This window comes from uncultured Helicobacter sp., from assembly GCF_937906905.1.
In the GTDB taxonomy this organism is placed as follows: Bacteria; Campylobacterota; Campylobacteria; order Campylobacterales; family Helicobacteraceae; genus Helicobacter_B.
Genome location: NZ_CALERY010000019.1, coordinates 12,617 through 29,461, shown reverse-complemented (window position 1 = coordinate 29,461; position 16,845 = coordinate 12,617). Strand labels below are relative to the sequence as shown.

General features: G+C 46.6%; 18 protein-coding genes and 1 pseudogene. 11 read left to right on the top strand and 8 right to left on the bottom strand.

What is annotated here, in order from left to right; all coding sequences use genetic code 11:
• Positions 1-9: 9 nt before the first annotated feature.
• The 4 genes from rplC to rpsT form a co-directional block, all read right to left on the bottom strand.
• Positions 10-588: a 50S ribosomal protein L3 gene (rplC, locus tag Q0171_RS04245; RefSeq protein ID WP_299327109.1), complete on the bottom strand. Its 579-nt coding sequence runs from the start codon at positions 586-588 to the stop codon at positions 10-12.
• A 31-nt stretch (positions 589-619) separates the two neighbouring features.
• Complete coding sequence (gene rpsJ / locus Q0171_RS04240) at positions 620-931, bottom strand: 30S ribosomal protein S10 (RefSeq protein WP_299327107.1); 312 nt, start codon at positions 929-931, stop codon at positions 620-622.
• Between the two features lie 309 nt (positions 932-1,240).
• Positions 1,241-2,305 carry a peptide chain release factor 1 gene (gene prfA / locus Q0171_RS04235; protein ID WP_299327105.1) on the bottom strand — a complete coding sequence of 355 codons (1,065 nt, stop codon included), beginning with the start codon at positions 2,303-2,305 and terminating at the stop codon, positions 1,241-1,243.
• A 43-nt stretch (positions 2,306-2,348) separates the two neighbouring features.
• Positions 2,349-2,621: a 30S ribosomal protein S20 gene (gene rpsT / locus Q0171_RS04230; RefSeq protein WP_115011837.1), complete on the bottom strand. Its 273-nt coding sequence runs from the start codon at positions 2,619-2,621 to the stop codon at positions 2,349-2,351.
• 103 nt (positions 2,622-2,724) lie between these two features.
• Between rpsT and glmM the strand changes: the two genes are divergently transcribed.
• Genes glmM through Q0171_RS04215 form a run of 3 tightly spaced genes read left to right on the top strand, consistent with a single transcriptional unit; the run spans position 2,725 to position 5,199 of the window.
• Positions 2,725-4,119 carry a phosphoglucosamine mutase gene (glmM, locus tag Q0171_RS04225; protein WP_299327101.1) on the top strand — a complete coding sequence of 465 codons (1,395 nt, stop codon included), beginning with the start codon at positions 2,725-2,727 and terminating at the stop codon, positions 4,117-4,119.
• 9 nt (positions 4,120-4,128) lie between these two features.
• A complete protein-coding gene (gene lspA, locus Q0171_RS04220) occupies positions 4,129-4,602 on the top strand; it encodes a signal peptidase II (RefSeq protein ID WP_299327099.1) in 474 nt (157 codons plus the stop codon).
• A gap of 21 nt (positions 4,603-4,623) precedes the next feature.
• The gene (locus tag Q0171_RS04215) at positions 4,624-5,199 is read left to right on the top strand and encodes a hypothetical protein (protein WP_299327097.1); all 576 of its coding nucleotides are present in this window, start codon (positions 4,624-4,626) and stop codon (positions 5,197-5,199) included.
• 44 nt (positions 5,200-5,243) lie between these two features.
• Here Q0171_RS04215 and pseC read toward each other — a convergent pair whose 3' ends face one another.
• The 4 genes from pseC to accB all read right to left on the bottom strand — a co-directional run bounded on the left by pseC (position 5,244) and on the right by accB (position 9,179).
• Positions 5,244-6,440 (bottom strand): UDP-4-amino-4,6-dideoxy-N-acetyl-beta-L-altrosamine transaminase, encoded by a 1,197-nt coding sequence (gene pseC / locus Q0171_RS04210; RefSeq protein ID WP_317279192.1) that lies wholly within the window; start codon positions 6,438-6,440, stop codon positions 5,244-5,246.
• 100 nt (positions 6,441-6,540) lie between these two features.
• Positions 6,541-7,281, bottom strand: coding sequence for a hypothetical protein (locus Q0171_RS04205; RefSeq protein WP_299327095.1), 741 nt, complete (start codon positions 7,279-7,281; stop codon positions 6,541-6,543).
• A 38-nt stretch (positions 7,282-7,319) separates the two neighbouring features.
• Entirely contained in the window at positions 7,320-8,678 is a 1,359-nt protein-coding gene (locus tag Q0171_RS04200) for an acetyl-CoA carboxylase biotin carboxylase subunit (protein WP_299327093.1), read from the bottom strand.
• A gap of 12 nt (positions 8,679-8,690) precedes the next feature.
• A complete protein-coding gene (gene accB, locus Q0171_RS04195) occupies positions 8,691-9,179 on the bottom strand; it encodes an acetyl-CoA carboxylase biotin carboxyl carrier protein (protein WP_299327091.1) in 489 nt (162 codons plus the stop codon).
• Positions 9,180-9,342: 163 nt separating this feature from the next.
• On the opposite strand from accB, the gene dcd reads away from it, so the two are divergent.
• The 8 genes and pseudogenes from dcd to hisH all read left to right on the top strand — a co-directional run bounded on the left by dcd (position 9,343) and on the right by hisH (position 16,813).
• Positions 9,343-9,912, top strand: a complete 570-nt coding sequence (gene dcd / locus Q0171_RS04190) for a dCTP deaminase (protein WP_299327089.1) — start codon at positions 9,343-9,345, stop codon at positions 9,910-9,912.
• A gap of 80 nt (positions 9,913-9,992) precedes the next feature.
• Positions 9,993-10,832, top strand: coding sequence for an MqnA/MqnD/SBP family protein (locus Q0171_RS04185; protein WP_299327087.1), 840 nt, complete (start codon positions 9,993-9,995; stop codon positions 10,830-10,832).
• Positions 10,833-11,870, top strand: coding sequence for a hypothetical protein (locus Q0171_RS04180; RefSeq protein WP_299327085.1), 1,038 nt, complete (start codon positions 10,833-10,835; stop codon positions 11,868-11,870).
• Between the two features lie 120 nt (positions 11,871-11,990).
• A pseudogene (rpsF, locus tag Q0171_RS04175) lies at positions 11,991-12,329 on the top strand (30S ribosomal protein S6); the annotation flags it as partial.
• A gap of 89 nt (positions 12,330-12,418) precedes the next feature.
• Positions 12,419-12,961 carry a single-stranded DNA-binding protein gene (locus tag Q0171_RS04170; protein WP_299327081.1) on the top strand — a complete coding sequence of 181 codons (543 nt, stop codon included), beginning with the start codon at positions 12,419-12,421 and terminating at the stop codon, positions 12,959-12,961.
• An 11-nt stretch (positions 12,962-12,972) separates the two neighbouring features.
• The gene (gene rpsR / locus Q0171_RS04165; RefSeq protein ID WP_299327079.1) at positions 12,973-13,227 is read left to right on the top strand and encodes a 30S ribosomal protein S18; all 255 of its coding nucleotides are present in this window, start codon (positions 12,973-12,975) and stop codon (positions 13,225-13,227) included.
• Positions 13,228-13,387: 160 nt separating this feature from the next.
• Positions 13,388-16,165 carry an isoleucine--tRNA ligase gene (gene ileS, locus Q0171_RS04160; RefSeq protein WP_299327194.1) on the top strand — a complete coding sequence of 926 codons (2,778 nt, stop codon included), beginning with the start codon at positions 13,388-13,390 and terminating at the stop codon, positions 16,163-16,165.
• 6 nt (positions 16,166-16,171) lie between these two features.
• Positions 16,172-16,813, top strand: coding sequence for an imidazole glycerol phosphate synthase subunit HisH (gene hisH / locus Q0171_RS04155; RefSeq protein ID WP_299327077.1), 642 nt, complete (start codon positions 16,172-16,174; stop codon positions 16,811-16,813).
• Positions 16,814-16,845 lie beyond the last annotated feature (32 nt).

Genomic DNA, 16,845 nt, shown 5'->3' with positions numbered 1-16,845 from the left:
TTTTCACCCTTATTTGATAATAGTAATCTTGCCAAATGCGCCATTGTATCCAGCAACAGAGCCTTTGAGCACGAGAATCCCATTTTCCTTATCGAAAGATACAACCTGGGCTTGCACTGTTACTTTCTCATTTCCATAATGTCCTGCCATTTTTTTACCCGGCTGCACACGCCCTGGCCACTCACGATTCCCAATAGATCCTAGTCGTCTGTGAAATCTACTTCCATGAGCAGCAGGACCGCCCTGAAAATTCCAGCGCTTCATCGCACCGCTAAATCCGCGACCTTTCGTCATAAACGAGGCTTTAAGACGCTGTGCAGATTCAAGTGCAGATATATCCAAATCACCAACCTCAGTATTCGCAACACGAAGCGTAGCAAAGCGATTATATTCCTTGCTGAGATTGTATTTTTTTTGCTGCCCAGCAATAGACTTACTTTGGGCTTTACCTCTGGGATATGCAACTATGGCTTGCCCACCCTCTTTTAGCTCACATACCTTTGTGTTTAATACTTTCAAAAGTGTAACAGGGGTGCTTGTCTTACCGACCGTTCTACTCATCCCTATTTTTTGTGCCAAAAATTCCATTCTCTTTCCTTAAATAATATATCACTCGACGCTATTTACTCATAGAAGTTACTTCTACATCAACTTCTGGAGCCAAATCAAGCTTCATCAGTCCCTCTACCGTATCGGGTGTAGCAGACATGATGTCGATAATCCTCGTATGAACTCGAATCTCGAACTGCTCTCGAGAATCTTTATTGACATGCGGAGAACGAAGCACGGTGTATTTTCTGCTTCTGGTAGGCAATGGGATAGGACCACATATCTCTGATCCAGTGCGCTTCACAGCCTCGACAATAGAAGTAACCGACCTGTCAAGAACCCGATGATCATAGGCTTTGAGCTTCAATCGAATTTTTTCCATAGATTTTCCTCGTATATAAATTTGTCAAACTTTAAAACAAAGATTCTCTGGTTTCTGTCTTAAAGAACCCACTGCAATGCAATGTGTCAAATTTGAGCCGAGATTATAGACAAAAATACTAAAAATAGTCAAGAGCTTTGCCTATTTTTAGGCATAAAAAGAAAAATTTGCTTCCTTATAAAAAGGACAACAATCATAGATTGGGAACAAAAATAAGCACACAACCCAAACAAATCCAGCAACATATCCAAAATTTTAAGCTTTTTTATACGCGCAAGAGACATGGAAAGATAAGAAGTGTATGTGCCACTATTCTTGCGCACTTAGGGCAAGCGATTGCGCGTGGGCTATCAAAGGGTCGATGATAGAATCTAAATTACCAGAGAGCATTATTTCTTCTAGGCTGTATAGCGTGGTGTTGATACGATGATCGGTTAGGCGATTTTGCGGGTAGTTGTAAGTGCGTATGCGCTCGCTTCTATCCCCGCTTCCTACTTGGTCTTTGCGCGCTTGAGAGTTTTGCGCCATTTGCTCGGCAAGCTGGGCTTCATAGATTCTAGCCTTTAGAATCTTCATCGCTTTGTCTTTGTTTTTGTGCTGGGATTTCTCATCTTGCATAGAGACGCTAATGCCTGTGGGGATATGTGTGATACGCACCGCAGAATCCGTGGTATTGACACATTGTCCGCCGTGTCCGCCTGCGCGGAAGACTTCTATACGCAAGTCATTTGGGTTAATGGTGATCTCTACATCATCGACCTCTGGCATAATCGCCACAGTGATAGCAGAAGTGTGGATTCTACCTTGAGATTCAGTTTGAGGGACGCGCTGGACGCGGTGTGTGCCGCCTTCAAACTTGAGCTTAGAGAAAACGCCAGAGCCTTTGATGAGTGCGATAATTTCCTTATATCCGCCCACATCATTCTCACTTGAGCTGATAATCTCTACCTTCCAGCCCTTTGTATCTGCATAGCGGCAATATGCGCGGAACAAGTCTCCTACAAAAATCCCAGCCTCATCGCCACCTGTGCCTGCGCGTAGCTCGAGATAAATATTTTTATCATCATTTGGGTCTTTGGGGATTAGTAGCAATCGCAAGTGCTCTTCTAGCTCTGTTTTTGTGGATTCTAGGGATTTTAGCTCTTCTTTAGCAAGCTCGCTTAACTCTTTGTCTTCTAAAAGTAGCTTGTTTTCTTGTATGGATTCTAGGGTGGCGAGATAGATTCTAGCTTGCTGCGTGATCTCTTGGATTTGGCTTTGCTCCTTGCTAAGGGCGGTTAGCTGCTTGACATCTGCCACTATCTCTGGGCGAGAGAGCAGATCGCTTATCTCATCATAACGCGCGATAATGGGGCGCAGTGTATCACTAAGCATAAAATTTATAACCCTTGAGAAAGCCTAGGCAAAAGCTAGGGGATTAAGCAGATTGGGCGAGTTTTTTAACAGCGGCGTTAAGGCGACTGACTTTGCGTGCGGCAGTATTTTTCTTCACAATGCCTTTGCTGACAAATTTATGCAGCTCTTTGTTGGCGATTTTAAAGGCTTCTTGTGCTTTTGGCAGGTCATTGTTTGCCACACTCTCACGCACTGCTTTAATGATATTTTTGATTCTCGTGCGGTAGTAGCGGTTGCGCTCTGTGCGCCTCTCTGTCTGGCGGATTCTCTTCTCTGCGGACTTGTGGTTTGCCATATTTTTTAATCCTTTTGTAAAAAATTTTAGGGCATTATTGTGCCTAGTTTTTATTTAAAAGCAGTTTAATCCCCATGGGCAAGTGAAGCAGGAGTAGTGCTAAATGAGTAAAAAAACTTTATCAACAAAATCCCAAAATCTAGCCAAAATCTTTGGCACTGATGGTGTGCGCGGCAGGGCAGGAAGCTTTCTTACGCCGGCATTTTGCATTGAGCTAGGTATCGCTGTGGGGCTGTATTTCCGCGATCTTGCTAGGCAGAAAAACATTCGCTCAAGCAATAAGATTCTACTTGGCAAAGACACGCGCCGCAGTGGCTATATGATAGAAAACGCCCTAGTAAGTGCGCTTACTTCAGTGGGGTATGATGTCATACAAGTAGGTCCTATGCCTACCCCTGCCATAGCCTTTCTCACCGCGGATATGCGCTGTGATGCGGGGATTATGATAAGTGCGAGTCATAATCCATTTGATGATAATGGGATAAAGTTTTTCGATCGTTTTGGTAATAAGCTTGATGAAAAAGCTGAAGCACAGATAGAGAGAATCTACCACGACAAGCAGCTGCTAGCCCAAAGCCACAAGATAGGACAGGAGATCGGCAGCTCCAAGCGCATTGATGATGTGATAGGTCGCTATATCGTGCATATTAAAAATTCTTTTCCCAAAGAGCTGACCCTGCAAGGCTTGCGTATCGTGCTTGACTGCGCTAATGGAGCAGCCTACAAGGTCGCGCCTACGATTTTCCGCGAGCTGGGGGCAGATGTAGTGGTGATAAACAACACCCCAAATGGCTTTAATATCAACGAGCAGTGTGGGGCTATGCACCCCCAAGATCTAGCAAATGAAGTGCTCAAATATCGCGCGGATATTGGCTTCGCGCTTGATGGCGATGCGGATAGGCTTGTGGTGGTCGATAATATGGGTAAGATTATTCACGGCGATATTTTGCTAGGCGCGCTTGGGGAGTATATGCGCTCCATTGGCGAGCTAGAATCTAGCACCATCATCGCTACGCAAATGAGCAATCTCGCACTAGAAGAGTTTCTGGCTAGGCATAAGATAGGCTTGCAGCGGTGCGATGTGGGGGATAAATATGTCTTTGATGCGATGAAAAAGTATGGCAGCAATTTTGGCGGAGAGCAAAGTGGGCATATTATCTTTAGCGACTACTCCACCACGGGCGATGGGCTGATGAGCGCGATTGCGGTGATGGCACTAGTGCTGCGCAAGAAAACTTCAAGCCATCAAGCTCTAAATCCCTTCACACTCTATCCGCAAAAGCTTATCAATCTAAAAGTGCTTGAAAAAACGCCCCTAGAATCCATCTCTGGCTTTAGCGAGCTATGCAAGCAGATAGAAAAATCAGGTATGCGCACGCTTATCCGCTACTCTGGCACGGAGCATATTTTGCGTATTTTGGTGGAGGGCAAGGAGAGTGAAGCGATAGAATCTGCGGCAAAAGAGTTAGAGGGCTTTTTGCGCTCAAAGCTTGTGTAGGTGCAGTGTATGAGACTTCGTGCGGGGCTGTTTTTTGGCATTGTCGTGGGAGTGATCGCGCTGGATCAGTGGCTAAAGCTGCAGGTGTTAGAAGGATTTCGCTGGGAGAGCAGGGCGATTTCTATCGTGCTTGTTTATAATGATGGCGTGGCGTTTTCGATGTTTGCATTTTTGCAAGGGTGGCTTAAGTGGATACAAATCGCGCTACTAGCGGGGCTGGGCTTGTATTTGGCATTGGCAGGGGGGGCGTTTAGGCAGTATTGGCTGGGCTTTAGTTTTATCCTAGGGGGTGGGATTGCAAATGTCATTGACCGCTTTGTGTATGGCAAGGTGGTGGATTATGTGTATTGGCATTATTGGTTTGAGTTTGCGATCTTTAACTTTGCAGATGTGTGCATTGATATTGGTGTGGGGGCTTTGCTTGTGCAGTGGCTTTGGTATGAGCGCAAGAGCCGCCAAAAGCCGCAAGGAAGCCGCTCATAAGGCTTGAATGTAAGGGGTTTTATGCAATTTGCTGCGATTGTGCTGTGTGTGTTTTGGGCGATAGTGGCAGTGGAAGCTAGAGGTGCGGAATCTAAGCAAGAGTGCCTTATCCAAGAGCAGATAGAGCAAAAAGCCTTTGTGGTGCGTGTAAGCAAGGAGTGGTTTGACACGGATAAAGTGGAATCTATGTTGAGTAGGCTTAAAAGTTTATATCCGCAAGTCATATTTGTTAGGGCGGTATCGTGGGGGAATGAGAGCGAGATTTTAGCTTTTGAAGTGCCTGTAAAAGATGTGCGTGTGATAGGGCATAAAGATGATAAGGTGAGCGTTGATGATTGGTTCCCTAATGGCAAAGGGCATTGGGACTTTAGGATAAATGGGCGTGAGATATTGTATAAAGAGCATTTGCCAAAGGGTAGTGTCTTAGCAGTCCAAAGTGCTACGCCCGGGAGTGCGAGTATTGGCGGGGTGGTGGAGTTTGTGCTTGAAAATGGGGTAAAGATAGAGCATAGAATCCAAGAATATCCCATAGGCACGGATTATTTTTACAACGCACAAGGGGAGCTGCTAGTAGAATGCGATGCGATAGAGCAGTAAGCCTTGCATGAGTGATTCATTTTACTGCTCTAAAATCCCAGAATCTAAACACAATGGATTCTAGGGCTAGACTTTAAACTACTCGCGCTTTTGGCGCAGATCTCCAGAATCTGCTTGATGCAGTATTGCACTTGCGCTTCACTCATCGCTTGATGACAGGGCAGCGATAGCTCTGCTTGATACCAATCAAGCGCGTTTGTCGCTAGGGCTTGCCCGCTGCTATCTTTGTGTAGCCCTTTTGCATTGGCATAAAGCTCATAGAGAAATATCGGCTTATAATGCACCTGCACGCCTAGCCCCTTCTCCCACAGCATCGCAAAAATCTCTTCCTTAACGCAATAAAGCTCTTTATGGAGCAAAATGGGGTAGAGATGATTGGTGCTAGTGTGATTAGCAGGGATTGCTGGGTGGGTGGGCGTGAAGTAGGGATTACCTACAAAGGCTCTATCATAGATTCTAGCGATTTCTTCTCTGCGCGCTAAAAACTGCTCGATTTTATGGAGCTGGGAGAGCCCAAGGACAGCTTGCAGTTCGTTTAGGCGGAAGTTAAAGCCCATTTGCGCCACTTGCGTATCCCAAAGCCGCTTTTTCACCAAGCCATGTGATCGCACGAGCTTGGCTTGCTCATAGATTGTTTTATCATTGGTGCTAATCGCGCCACCTTCAGCAGTGGTTATGGGCTTAATAGCGTGGAAGCTAAAGACACTTACATCAGCAAGAGTGCCGATTTTACGCCCATCAACACTGCCGCCAAAAGCGTGCGAACTATCGGCTATGAAGCGGAGATTATGCTCTTTGGCAATGGCGCGGATACTCTCTGTATCAGCACTCTTGCCCGCAAAATCTACACTCACAATCCCTTGCAATCTCTCCCTATCGCTAGAATCCACTTTTTCAATAGCGCGGGTAATGGACTCTGGGGAGATATTGCCATCAAAGCCAATATCTGCAAATATCGGCTCACAGCCGCAAGCTAGCAGCATATTTGCCGTGGCGACAAAGCTTATGGGTGTGGTGATGACAAGCGCATTTTGACTAAAGCAAGCGCGATAAGCGGCATAGAGCGCGGAAGTGGCGGAGTTGAAGCTCACCACATAGCGCACCCCCAAATACTCAGCAAGAGCCTTTTCAAACTCTTCTACCGCCTGCCCTTGTGTAAGCAAAGGCGCGCGCAGAGCCTGCGCCACACAAGCAATGTCTTCTTCATCAATGAGTTGCGTGCTGTATGGGATTATCTCCATAAGTTTTACCTTTGTGGTTTGTTTTGGGGACTTTAGATTCTAGGCTTGGATTGCCTGCATGCTGTGCTTAGGATTACAGAATCCACCAGACTAAATCCGCTTAGCGCAGGAGGTGCAAGATCCTATCAAGCGTTACGCCACTACTGCCTTGCGCAGCTTTAAACTCTGGCTCTGTGAGTCTTGCGCGATCAAGTTTCTCATAGCTAGAATCTGTCTTTTGCACGGCGTCTGCGCGCTCTTGTAGATTGGCTTTGAGCAGTTTTTTTGCCTGCTTGGCGTAGTGCTTTTGCTCGCTTAGGTCTTTGGCATATTGGGAGAGATTCTCGGGCTGCTTGAGACTAAGCTTGCTTGGCGAGAGTTTTTTGGGGTTTAGCTTGTTTTCTGGGAGAACTTCTTGATAATCCTTGACAAATACATTTTCATCATCAAATGTCGATGAGTCAAATATCTCTTGCATTTTGGCTTTGATTTTATCAGCTTTTTGCGAGAGATCTGGGCTCTGGGCTTGGGTAGGGTCCTGGAGCTTTAGAGCAAGTTTTGCGAAATGTTTATTTTGGGCCTGGAGAGATTGAAGCGATCGGATCATCACATCAAGCGCACCAATCGTGGCGTTAGCATTTTTGGCAAATGCACCTAGCTCATCGGCTGGGCTTGGGCTAGATTTCGCGTTGAGGCGAGAAGCCTGTGCGGATTTAGCCAAGGGCTTAGAATCCACTTCGCTAGGTGTTGAGACTTTTGGATTTTGTGCGAGACTTGCGGTTTTTGGGTCTTGCTTTCGTTCGTCTTTTACACCAAATTGCGCGGCGTTTTGGACAGCATTCGCATTGCCTGCGATTTTCATCGTCTCTCCTGTGTGAGCTAGACTCCTGCCAGAAGCGACTATTGGAGATCTTGCTCAAGGTATTTGGTATGGATAGTGGATTTTAGAAAATCGGCATTACTCATCATTTTTAAATGGAAAGGTATGGTAGTTTTAATCCCTTCAATGCTAAATTCTTTAAGCGCGCGGCGCATTCTAGCGATCGCCTTATTGCGATCTTCGCCCCACACGATGAGCTTGCCGATCATCGAGTCATAAAACATCGGCACCACATAGCCCGCATACGCGTGGCTATCAAGGCGCACATTTGCCCCACCGGGTGCTATCCACTGCGTGATTTTCCCCGCACTTGGATAGAATTTGACAGGATCTTCAGCGGTGATCCTACACTCTATGCTATGTCCTTTGCAGCATATCTCTTCTTGCTTTGGCAGCTGCTCACCCTCTGCTATGCGGATCATCCACTCCACCAAATCAAGTCCGCTCACCATCTCACTCACGGTGTGCTCTACTTGCAAGCGCGTATTCATCTCCATAAAGAAAAAGTCTTTATTATTAGAATCTAGTAGGAACTCAAAAGTCCCAGCCCCCACATAGCCGATATGTTTGGCAGCTTTTACTGCGGTCTCAAGCAGCCTTTGGCGCACATCATCACTTAGCACCACAGCGGGGGTTTCTTCGATGAGCTTTTGCTGGCGGCGTTGGGCAGAGCAATCACGCTCGCCGATATGCACGACATTGCCGTGTTTATCGGCAAGAATCTGCACTTCGATATGCTTTGGCTTGTTGATAAATTTTTCCATATAAATTGTGCCATCGCCAAATGCGCTTAGGGCTTCGGATTCTGCGGCTAGGTAGAGGTTTTTGAGCAGGGATTCACTCTCTACAATCCGCATTCCCCTACCCCCTCCGCCAGCAGCAGCCTTTAGGATCACAGGGTAGCCGATTTGCTTGGCGACTTCTTGGGCATGGTTGGCGTCTTTTAGCGCACCATCGCTGCCCTCAATCACCGGCACACCAGCGTCTTTCATCACATCTTTTGCTTTGGATTTATCGCTCATCATCACCATCACATCGCTACTTGGTCCTATAAACTCTATCCCGTGATGTGTGCAAATCTCTACAAAGTGCTGATTCTCGCTCAAAAATCCATAGCCCGGGAATATCGCATCTGCATCGACAAGGGCTGCGGTGCTCATAATCGCTGGGATATTGAGATAGCTCTCCGCACTCTTTGCCCCACCTACGCAGATTTTGGCATCTGCTACATCGAGATAATGCGTATCTTTGTCTGCCACAGAGTAGATAGCGATTGCCTGCTTGCCCATCTCCTGTATCGTCCGTATTGCTCGAAGCGCGATTTCACCGCGGTTTGCGACTAGAATGCGCTCTAGCTTTTTTGGGGTTACCTTTTTCATCGATGTCTCTTCCTATGCTTTTTCCACTTTGATAAGGTGGCTGCCGTATTCCACCGGCTGCCCATCGCCTGTCTCTATGGATAGAATCTTGCAATCAAACTCCGCTTCAATCTCATTCATAATCTTCATCGCTTCGATAATCCCTATCGTCTGCCCCTTTTTGATGACATCGCCGACTTTGACATAGGGGTCGGCATCTGGGCTTGGGCGGTGGTAAAATGTCCCAACCATAGGGGAAGTGATGAAATCCCCACTTTTGCCAGCGCTAGATTCTGGTGTAGCTAGAGCGGATTGCGGAGCTGGAGTATGGATTTGAGGCTGGGCTGGGGCTTGCACGGCAGTTTGCATGGTGGCTTGGTGGGTCGCTTGCGGTATGGCAGGGGCAGTGCTTGGCATTTTATCCAGCTTTAGCTCGAAGTTATCTTGCTTAAGACTTAGTCTTGTGATTTGCGAGCTGGTATTGAAGATTTCAATCAGCTTTTTGATTTCTGGCAAATTCATCAAAAATCCTTTAAAAATGAAGTAAATTTTGTATAATAGCACACTTTTAAGCCCAAAATTGCTTAAAAATTGCGTTTTTAAGCACAAATTGCCCTGGGTCGATTTTAAAGTTATAGAGCACCACCATACTAATATCCATAATTCTTAATTAAGGAAGAAAATCATGGGACTAAAAGCAGACACTTGGATACGGCAAATGAGCCTAGAGCATAAAATGATCGAGCCATTTTGTGAGAAGCAAATCGGCAAAAATGTCGTGTCTTACGGGCTTTCAAGCTATGGGTATGACATTCGCGTGGGGGATAAATTTATGATTTTTACCAATGTGGGTGCGACACTAGTGGATCCTAAGCAGTTTGATGAGAAAAATGTCGTAGAAGTCAATGCGAGTGCGCAGGGCTACTGCCTCGTCCCGCCAAACTCATTTGCCCTAGCACATACGATTGAGTATTTCCGTATGCCGCGCGATGTGCTAGCCATCTGCCTAGGCAAAAGCACTTATGCAAGGTGCGGGATCATCGTCAATGTTACGCCATTTGAGCCAGAATTTGAGGGGCATATCACCATTGAGATTAGCAATACCACACCCCTGCCTGCCAAAATCTATGCCAATGAAGGCATAGCCCAAGTGCTATTTCTCCAAGGCGATGAGCCCTGCGAGATAAGCTACAAAGACAAAAATGGTAAATATCAGGGGCAGACAGACATCACACTACCTAGAATCCTGCGCTAGATTCTGGGGTTTTGCGAGTGTTGTGCAGGGCTTTGAGGCTTGAAGCAGGATTTGATCATGTATGAGACAAGGCAATAGTCATGCGGTTTGGCAAGATTCAATATCTTAATCTCGTGCCTTTTGATGTGTTTCTCAAATCCTACCCGCTACACTCCCGCTTTAAGCTTGCGGCTTTTGCGCGCAAATCCTACCCCGCTAAACTTAACCAGAGCTTTTTCTTTCGCCGTATTGATGCAGGGTTTATTTCCACGATCGCAGGCTACAAATCCCACCAAAAGCGCAAAGCCACCTGCGCAGGGATCATCGCCAAAGGTGCTGTCTGGAGTGTGCTTGCTATTGATGTAGAATCTAGCCCAAAACCCCCACTAGATTCTAGCACCAAAGTAGCTCGTGCTGCCATTTCTACCAAAGCCTCCGTCAAAACCCTTGCCAGCTCTCCACACTCTCCAAAAATCCCACGCAAGGACTACCAATCCGACACATCAAACATTCTTTGCGAGGTGTTGGGGCTTCGTGGATCGGTGCTTATTGGCGATCGTGCGTTGCAGTATCGATTTTCTGGGGGAGAGGCGATTGATATGGGGCAGCAGTGGTGGGATAGGTATCGCTTGCCCTTTGTGTTTGGACGCTTATGCTATAACAGCCATGCCGCGCTTTACGCCAAGCTTGCAAAAGCCTTTACTAGAAGGCGTGTGAAAATCCCTTACTATATCCTCCAAGCTCGCGCGCTTGAGAGTAAAATCCCACGCAATTACATCAAAGAGTATCTCACACATATTCATTATAGTATTGGTGTCAAAGAGCGGCTAGGGCTTGATCGATTCTACCGCGCTGTGCGGCTATGTGGCTTAAAACCACCCAAGAGAATCTACCCTAAAGCAGCCACAAATACACACCACACAAACAGGGCGCACGCATAAATGTATAAAAAAGAATTCGACACTCTGCTACGCACGCATACGCCTCGTGCAAGCCTGCTCTATGGCGAGAGTGAATTTCTCATCGAGTCTTATACCAAGCGCATTTTACATGCCACTGGGCTAGAATCTAGGGTGTTTTCCTATGGAGACTATACGCTTGCAGAGTGTTTGGAAGTGCTCACGGCTAGCAGTCTCTTTGGTGATGCGCAGTGCGTGATTGTAAAGGTTGACAAAAAGCCAAGCGACAAAGACATTAAAGCCATTCTTCAAGCACTTAGTCTTAATCATGACCACAGCTTGATTCTGGCATTTTTCAAAGCAGAGGGAAAAAACCCCGCACAATACGCGCGCGACTTTAAAGCCCTAAGTGCAAAATTCAAGCATGAAGCAATTTATGCGCGAAAAGCCCAAGATAAGGCGATGGACGAGAAAAAAAACGGCGTGGTGGAGGTGCGGTTTTTCAAACCAAAGCCAAACGAAGCGCTCGAGCTTCTGCGCCAAGAAGCCCAGAATCTGCACATTTCAATCGCTAATCATCTGCTAGAGTCCCTGCTCGCTATGCAAAACTATGACATCGCAATCGCATGTAGCGAGCTAAAAAAACTCTCCATGCTTGATACTCCAATCACCCAACAAGATCTTGCTTATCTCTGCTATGGGCTTGGTAGTGTGGCTATCGAGGAGCTACTTCAAGCGCTCTTTGCGCGTGGCGATGTGGTGGGGGTATTTGAGCAAATGCTAGAAGCTGGGCTAAGCAGCGATATGACGCTTCTTAGCGAGCTGGAGGGGTATTTTTATAAGCTGTTTTTGTTCGGCGTGTATGTGCGACTGCATGGCAGGGCTGATAGCAAGGAGATTCTAGGGTATGCGCTGCCATTTCAGGAGGCAGATCTCCTTGCCCAGCGTGCGATGAGGATCAAAGAGCAGGTCTTTGGTGAGATTTTCTCGCTGCTAGGATTCTGGCGTAATGCAATTATGCAAGGGCACAAAAATATTTCTCTACGCTGCTTAATCAAACTGCAAGCTTTGCTAGGCTAGAATCGCGCCTTTACTTTAAATCTACTTGCTTGCTCTTGCCAAGAACTTACGGGCTTTGGTTAGCTCTAGCGCTAGGCTGGGTCTGCCACATGGCAAGGGCGCAAACCACAAGGAGTATGAATGAAGCATTATGAGACGATGTTTATCATCAAGCCAACACTTGTAGAAGAAGAGATCAAGCAAAAAATCGACTTCTACAAAGATGTCATTACCAAAAATGGTGGCGTCATCGAAACATGCCTTGATATGGGCATGAGAAATCTCGCCTATGAGATCAAGAAGCACAAACGCGGCTACTATTTTGTCATTTACTTCATGACCAAGCCAGAATCTATTCTTGAGCTTGAGCGACTCTATCGTATCAATGAAGACATTTTGCGCTTTATTGTTATCAAGTATGAGAGCAAAAAAGAGCAAAAAGCGTGGAAAACGCTCGTTGATCGTGCAAACAAAAAGCCAGAGCCAAAGGCTAAAAAACCAGAATCTGCAGAATCTAGTGCAGATTCTGCACCAAGCGTGCAAGAGTAGCGCAAACAAAAGTAGGGCAGATGTTTAATAAAATTATCATCATTGGGAATCTTACCCGCGATGTCGAGAAGCGCTATCTCCCATCTGGGACAGCAATGTCGACATTTGCAATTGCCAGCACACATAAATTCTCCAAGCAAGATGGCAGCAAAGCTGATGAGACTTGCTTTGTAGATGTGAAAATTTTCGGGCGCACAGCTGAAGTCGCTGAGCAGTATCTGCACAAAGGTAGCAGGGTGCTCATCGAGGGGCGGTTGGTGTTTGAAAGCTGGACAGACCAGAGTGGCAATAAGCGCTCGAAGCATTCGATTCTAGCAGAAAGCATGAAAATGCTTGATAGAAAGCAAGATAGTGCTGGTAGCGGAGAACACAGCGATCAAAGCCATAGTAACTATGGCAACAACGCGGGTGGCTATGGCAGAAACTATGGCGGTGGTAGTTATGGTGGCTATGATAATACCCAGCCGAGCTACAATGCCACGCCTAGATCCCAGCCTCAGCAAGGTGGATATGAGCAAAATATCCCGAGCATTGACATCAATGAAGATGAAATACCATTCTAAGGAGCAACAACATGGAAAGAAGAAAATACTCTAAACGATACTGCAAATACACAGAGGCTAAAATCGAGTTTATCGATTACAAAGACATCGACATGTTAAAGCATTCGCTTTCTGAGCGCTACAAGATCATGCCTCGCCGACTCACAGGCAATACAAAAAAATGGCAAGAGCGTGTAGAGGTTGCGATTAAACGCGCGCGACACATGGCGCTTATCCCATATGTCATCGATCATAAAAAAGTCGTCGAAAATCCGTTCAAAATCTAGCCAACCTAGAATCAATCTCGCCAAGTGCAAGGTGCTAGGGCGTGTTTTCATGCTGGCACCACCCAATTTTGTCGCAAGGCTGCGTGTAAAATCTGGCGACTGAATTGCAATGCAGTCTGTAGTGTTTGAGCAATGCAGCAAGCGACACTGGAGTAATACTATGGATTACAAAGACACTCTTCTTCTCCCCAACACAACTTTTCCTATGCGCGGCAATCTCCCGCAAAATGAGCCCAAAACATATCAAGCGTGGAATGCTGATCAATTCGCTTACAATGCTATGCGCACTTATAGAGCAGGGGCAATAGACACTTTTACTCTCCATGATGGTCCGCCCTATGCGAATGGTCATCTCCACATCGGTCATGCGCTCAATAAGATTCTAAAAGACATTGTCATAAAGCTGCATTATTTTAATGGGCGAAGCGTGCGATATACACCTGGCTGGGACTGCCACGGACTGCCTATCGAGCAGCAAGTAGAGAAAGAACATAAAAAATCCTCTCTTTCCAAGCCGGCATTCCGCGAGCTCTGTCGCAAGCATGCGCAAAAATTTCTCGATATCCAAAAACAAGAATTCCAAGATCTCGGCGTTATTGGAGATTTTGCTAATCCTTATAAAACTATGGATTTTGCGTTTGAAGCAAATATCTATAAAACTCTTGCGCTTGTGGCGCAAAAGGGCTTGCTCGCTGAACGATCTAAGCCTATATTTTGGAGCTGGGCGGCACGCTCTGCTCTAGCTGAAGCCGAAGTAGAGTATAAAGACAAAGAAGATTACTCGATTTTCGTGGGATTCCCACTAAGCCAAGAAGCTATCCAAAGGTTAAATCTCCAAAATCTCGCAACGACAAAGCCTATCCAAGCTGTGATTTGGACAACCACACCCTGGACATTGCCAGCAAACCAAGCTATCTGCCTGCATCCTAACGAAGAATATGTTATTACCAAGGAAGGCTATGTTTTTGCCAAACCCCTGTTGGAGTCGCTCGTGGGAGAGGGGCTAACAGATGGCGAAGTGCTTGTTAGCCTACAAGGCAGTGCGTTTGAACGACTCTATGCGATAAACCCGCTCAATAATCGTCCATCGCTCCTTATCCTTGGTGAGCATGTGCAGATGAGCGGGGGTAGCGGGCTAGTGCATAGTGCGCCCGGGCATGGCGAGGAGGATTACTTTGCATGCTTGGCTTATGATATCGAAGTGATTATGCCAGTAGATGACACTGGCTGCTATGATGAGAGTTTGCGAGATAAAGCACTCTTACCTGCAGATGTGGTGGGGGATTTCATCGGTCAGCATGTCTTTAGTGCAAATGACAAAATCCTCCCGCTTCTTGGCGAGCATTTGCTTAAATCCTCCAGATTTACACACTCTTATCCATACTGCTGGCGCACACACGAGCCTGTGATTTATCGTGCGACCAAGCAGTGGTTTATTCTCATGGATAAGCCTTATGACAATGGTAAAACCCTGCGTGAAGTCGCGCTAGAATCTATCGCGCAGACTACATTCTACCCAGAATCTGGTCGCAATAGAATCCGCACAATGATCGAAAATCGCCCTGATTGGTGTATCTCGCGCCAGCGTGATTGGGGCGTGCCTATCGCATTTTTCATCGATAAAGAATCTGGCAAGGCACTATTTGATCCAGCAGTGCTTGAGCATGTGGGGGAGCTTTTTGCGCAAAAGGGCTGTGATATTTGGTGGGAGCTTGAGATTAAAGCACTTCTCCCAGAGTCCCACAAGCACCTAGCTAGCAAGCTTGAGAAATGTATGCATATCCTTGATGTGTGGTTTGATAGTGGGAGCACATGGTTTGGCGTGCTAGAGAGCGGGCGCTACGATGCAGGTGCATTTCCGGCGGATATGTATTTAGAGGGAAGCGACCAGCATAGGGGCTGGTTCCAGAGCTCGCTACTACTTTCTTGTGCGCTTCGTGGTAGAGCGCCATATAAGGCAGTGCTCACTCATGGCTTCACTATGGACGAAAATAGCGAGAAAATGAGTAAATCTAAGGGCAATGTCATTTTGCCCCAAGAGATACTAAAGAGTCATGGCAGTGAGATTCTGCGTCTATGGGTCGCACTAAGCGACTACCAAAATGACCAAAAAATCTCTAAAAATATTCTCCAGCAAGTAGGCGAGCAGTATAAAAAGCTGCGCAATACACTACGCTTCCTGCTAGCAAACTGCAACGACTTGCAAACCCTTAGCCCCAAGCAGGATCTAAGTGAGATTGACTGCTATATAGTCGAGCGCGCCAATGCGTGTTTCTCACGCGTGCGATCGGATTTTGCAGAGTATAATTTTGTCAATGGTTTGCAAGGACTTATGTATTTCATCACTAATGAGCTAAGCGGAATCTACCTTGACTTGTGTAAAGATAGTCTCTATTGCGATGAGCGCGATGATAAATCCCGCAGAGCCAAGCAAAGCGTCATGGCACTAATCGCAAGCAATCTCTGCCATATTCTTGCGCCCATTCTTACCTACACGATTGATGAGGTCTTGCAGCATACGCCAGAGATTGTGCGAGGAGGGGCTAGCAATGTGTTTGAACTCCAGCCTCAAGCTATGTATAATGTGCGCCCTAGCAGTGATTTTTCCATACTCATGCAGTTACGCGATAAATGCAGCGAGCTACTTGACACACTTAAAAAAGATAAAGCTATCAAATCTGGGCTTGAGCTCGTGCTAGAATCTAGCGAGCAAGATTCTAGTGGCTTTGGGGGCTTATGTGCTACGCAGGTGGCGCAGTGGCTTATCCTTAGCGACTATGCACCAGATATATCACAGAAAGTCGGGAGTTTCACGCTAGGAGAGAGGACATTCTCACTCTATAAAAGTGCTGGGGCTCGTTGCGATCGTTGCTGGCGCTTCATGGCAGAGCATGAGGGAGGCTTGTGCGCGCGCTGCAATAGCGTGTTGCAGGGCTAGGTTGATATGAGAGGCAGGCTTGGGGTTATTGACTATGGAGCTGGCAATCTAGGGAGTGTGCGCAACGCCTTTGAGACACTAGGACAAAAGGTAGAGTTTGTCAAAGACCCAGAAACACTTAGATTCTACGATAAGGTGCTACTGCCCGGGGTCGGGGCGTTTGGCGAAGTGCGTGCAGAGGTGCGCAAACACGGCTTTGATGAAGCGATTTTTGAGTATGCGCGTAGCGGACGCTATCTGCTTGGGATCTGTCTTGGTATGCAGCTGCTTTTTGAGAAGAGCTATGAGTTTGGCGAGCATGCAGGGCTTGGATTGTTGCAGGGAGAAATTGTGCGTTTTACAAATGCACCCAGAATCCCACACATGGGCTGGAATAGCTGCTTCTTCACAGATTCTGGTGCGCATCATCCACTGCTAAAAAACCTTCCAAATGGTGCGTTTTTGTATTTCGTGCATTCCTACCATGCTAAAATAGCCAAAGATAGTAGCAAGAGTAGTGGAGAATCTAGCTCTGTGCTAGCAGCTTGCGACTATGGTGAGCGATTTCCAGCGATTGTGGGGAAAGATAATATCCTAGGGATCCAACCCCACCCGGAGAAAAGTCACAAAGCTGGTTTGCAGATTCTGGATAATTTTCTCGCGCTGTGAAGTCTAACTCTATTTGCAATTTAGCCAAAGCA

Bases quoted from the DNA above. Each gene is read 5' to 3' on its own strand.
- rpsR (WP_299327079.1), top strand. From the start codon at position 12,973: ATGGAAAGAAGAAAATACTCTAAACGATACTGCAAATACACAGAGGCT.
- prfA (WP_299327105.1), bottom strand. From the start codon at position 2,305: ATGCTTAGTGATACACTGCGCCCCATTATCGCGCGTTATGATGAGATA.
- rpsJ (WP_299327107.1), bottom strand. From the start codon at position 931: ATGGAAAAAATTCGATTGAAGCTCAAAGCCTATGATCATCGGGTTCTT.
- rplC (WP_299327109.1), bottom strand. From the start codon at position 588: ATGGAATTTTTGGCACAAAAAATAGGGATGAGTAGAACGGTCGGTAAG.
- hisH (WP_299327077.1), top strand. From the start codon at position 16,172: ATGAGAGGCAGGCTTGGGGTTATTGACTATGGAGCTGGCAATCTAGGG.
- Q0171_RS04205 (WP_299327095.1), bottom strand. From the start codon at position 7,281: ATGAAAATCGCAGGCAATGCGAATGCTGTCCAAAACGCCGCGCAATTT.
- rpsT (WP_115011837.1), bottom strand. From the start codon at position 2,621: ATGGCAAACCACAAGTCCGCAGAGAAGAGAATCCGCCAGACAGAGAGG.
- Q0171_RS04200 (WP_299327093.1), bottom strand. From the start codon at position 8,678: ATGAAAAAGGTAACCCCAAAAAAGCTAGAGCGCATTCTAGTCGCAAAC.
- Q0171_RS04180 (WP_299327085.1), top strand. From the start codon at position 10,833: ATGTATAAAAAAGAATTCGACACTCTGCTACGCACGCATACGCCTCGT.
- lspA (WP_299327099.1), top strand. From the start codon at position 4,129: ATGAGACTTCGTGCGGGGCTGTTTTTTGGCATTGTCGTGGGAGTGATC.
- ileS (WP_299327194.1), top strand. From the start codon at position 13,388: ATGGATTACAAAGACACTCTTCTTCTCCCCAACACAACTTTTCCTATG.
- Q0171_RS04215 (WP_299327097.1), top strand. From the start codon at position 4,624: ATGCAATTTGCTGCGATTGTGCTGTGTGTGTTTTGGGCGATAGTGGCA.
- Q0171_RS04170 (WP_299327081.1), top strand. From the start codon at position 12,419: ATGTTTAATAAAATTATCATCATTGGGAATCTTACCCGCGATGTCGAG.
- dcd (WP_299327089.1), top strand. From the start codon at position 9,343: ATGGGACTAAAAGCAGACACTTGGATACGGCAAATGAGCCTAGAGCAT.
- glmM (WP_299327101.1), top strand. From the start codon at position 2,725: ATGAGTAAAAAAACTTTATCAACAAAATCCCAAAATCTAGCCAAAATC.
- Q0171_RS04185 (WP_299327087.1), top strand. From the start codon at position 9,993: ATGCGGTTTGGCAAGATTCAATATCTTAATCTCGTGCCTTTTGATGTG.
- accB (WP_299327091.1), bottom strand. From the start codon at position 9,179: ATGAATTTGCCAGAAATCAAAAAGCTGATTGAAATCTTCAATACCAGC.
- pseC (WP_317279192.1), bottom strand. From the start codon at position 6,440: ATGGAGATAATCCCATACAGCACGCAACTCATTGATGAAGAAGACATT.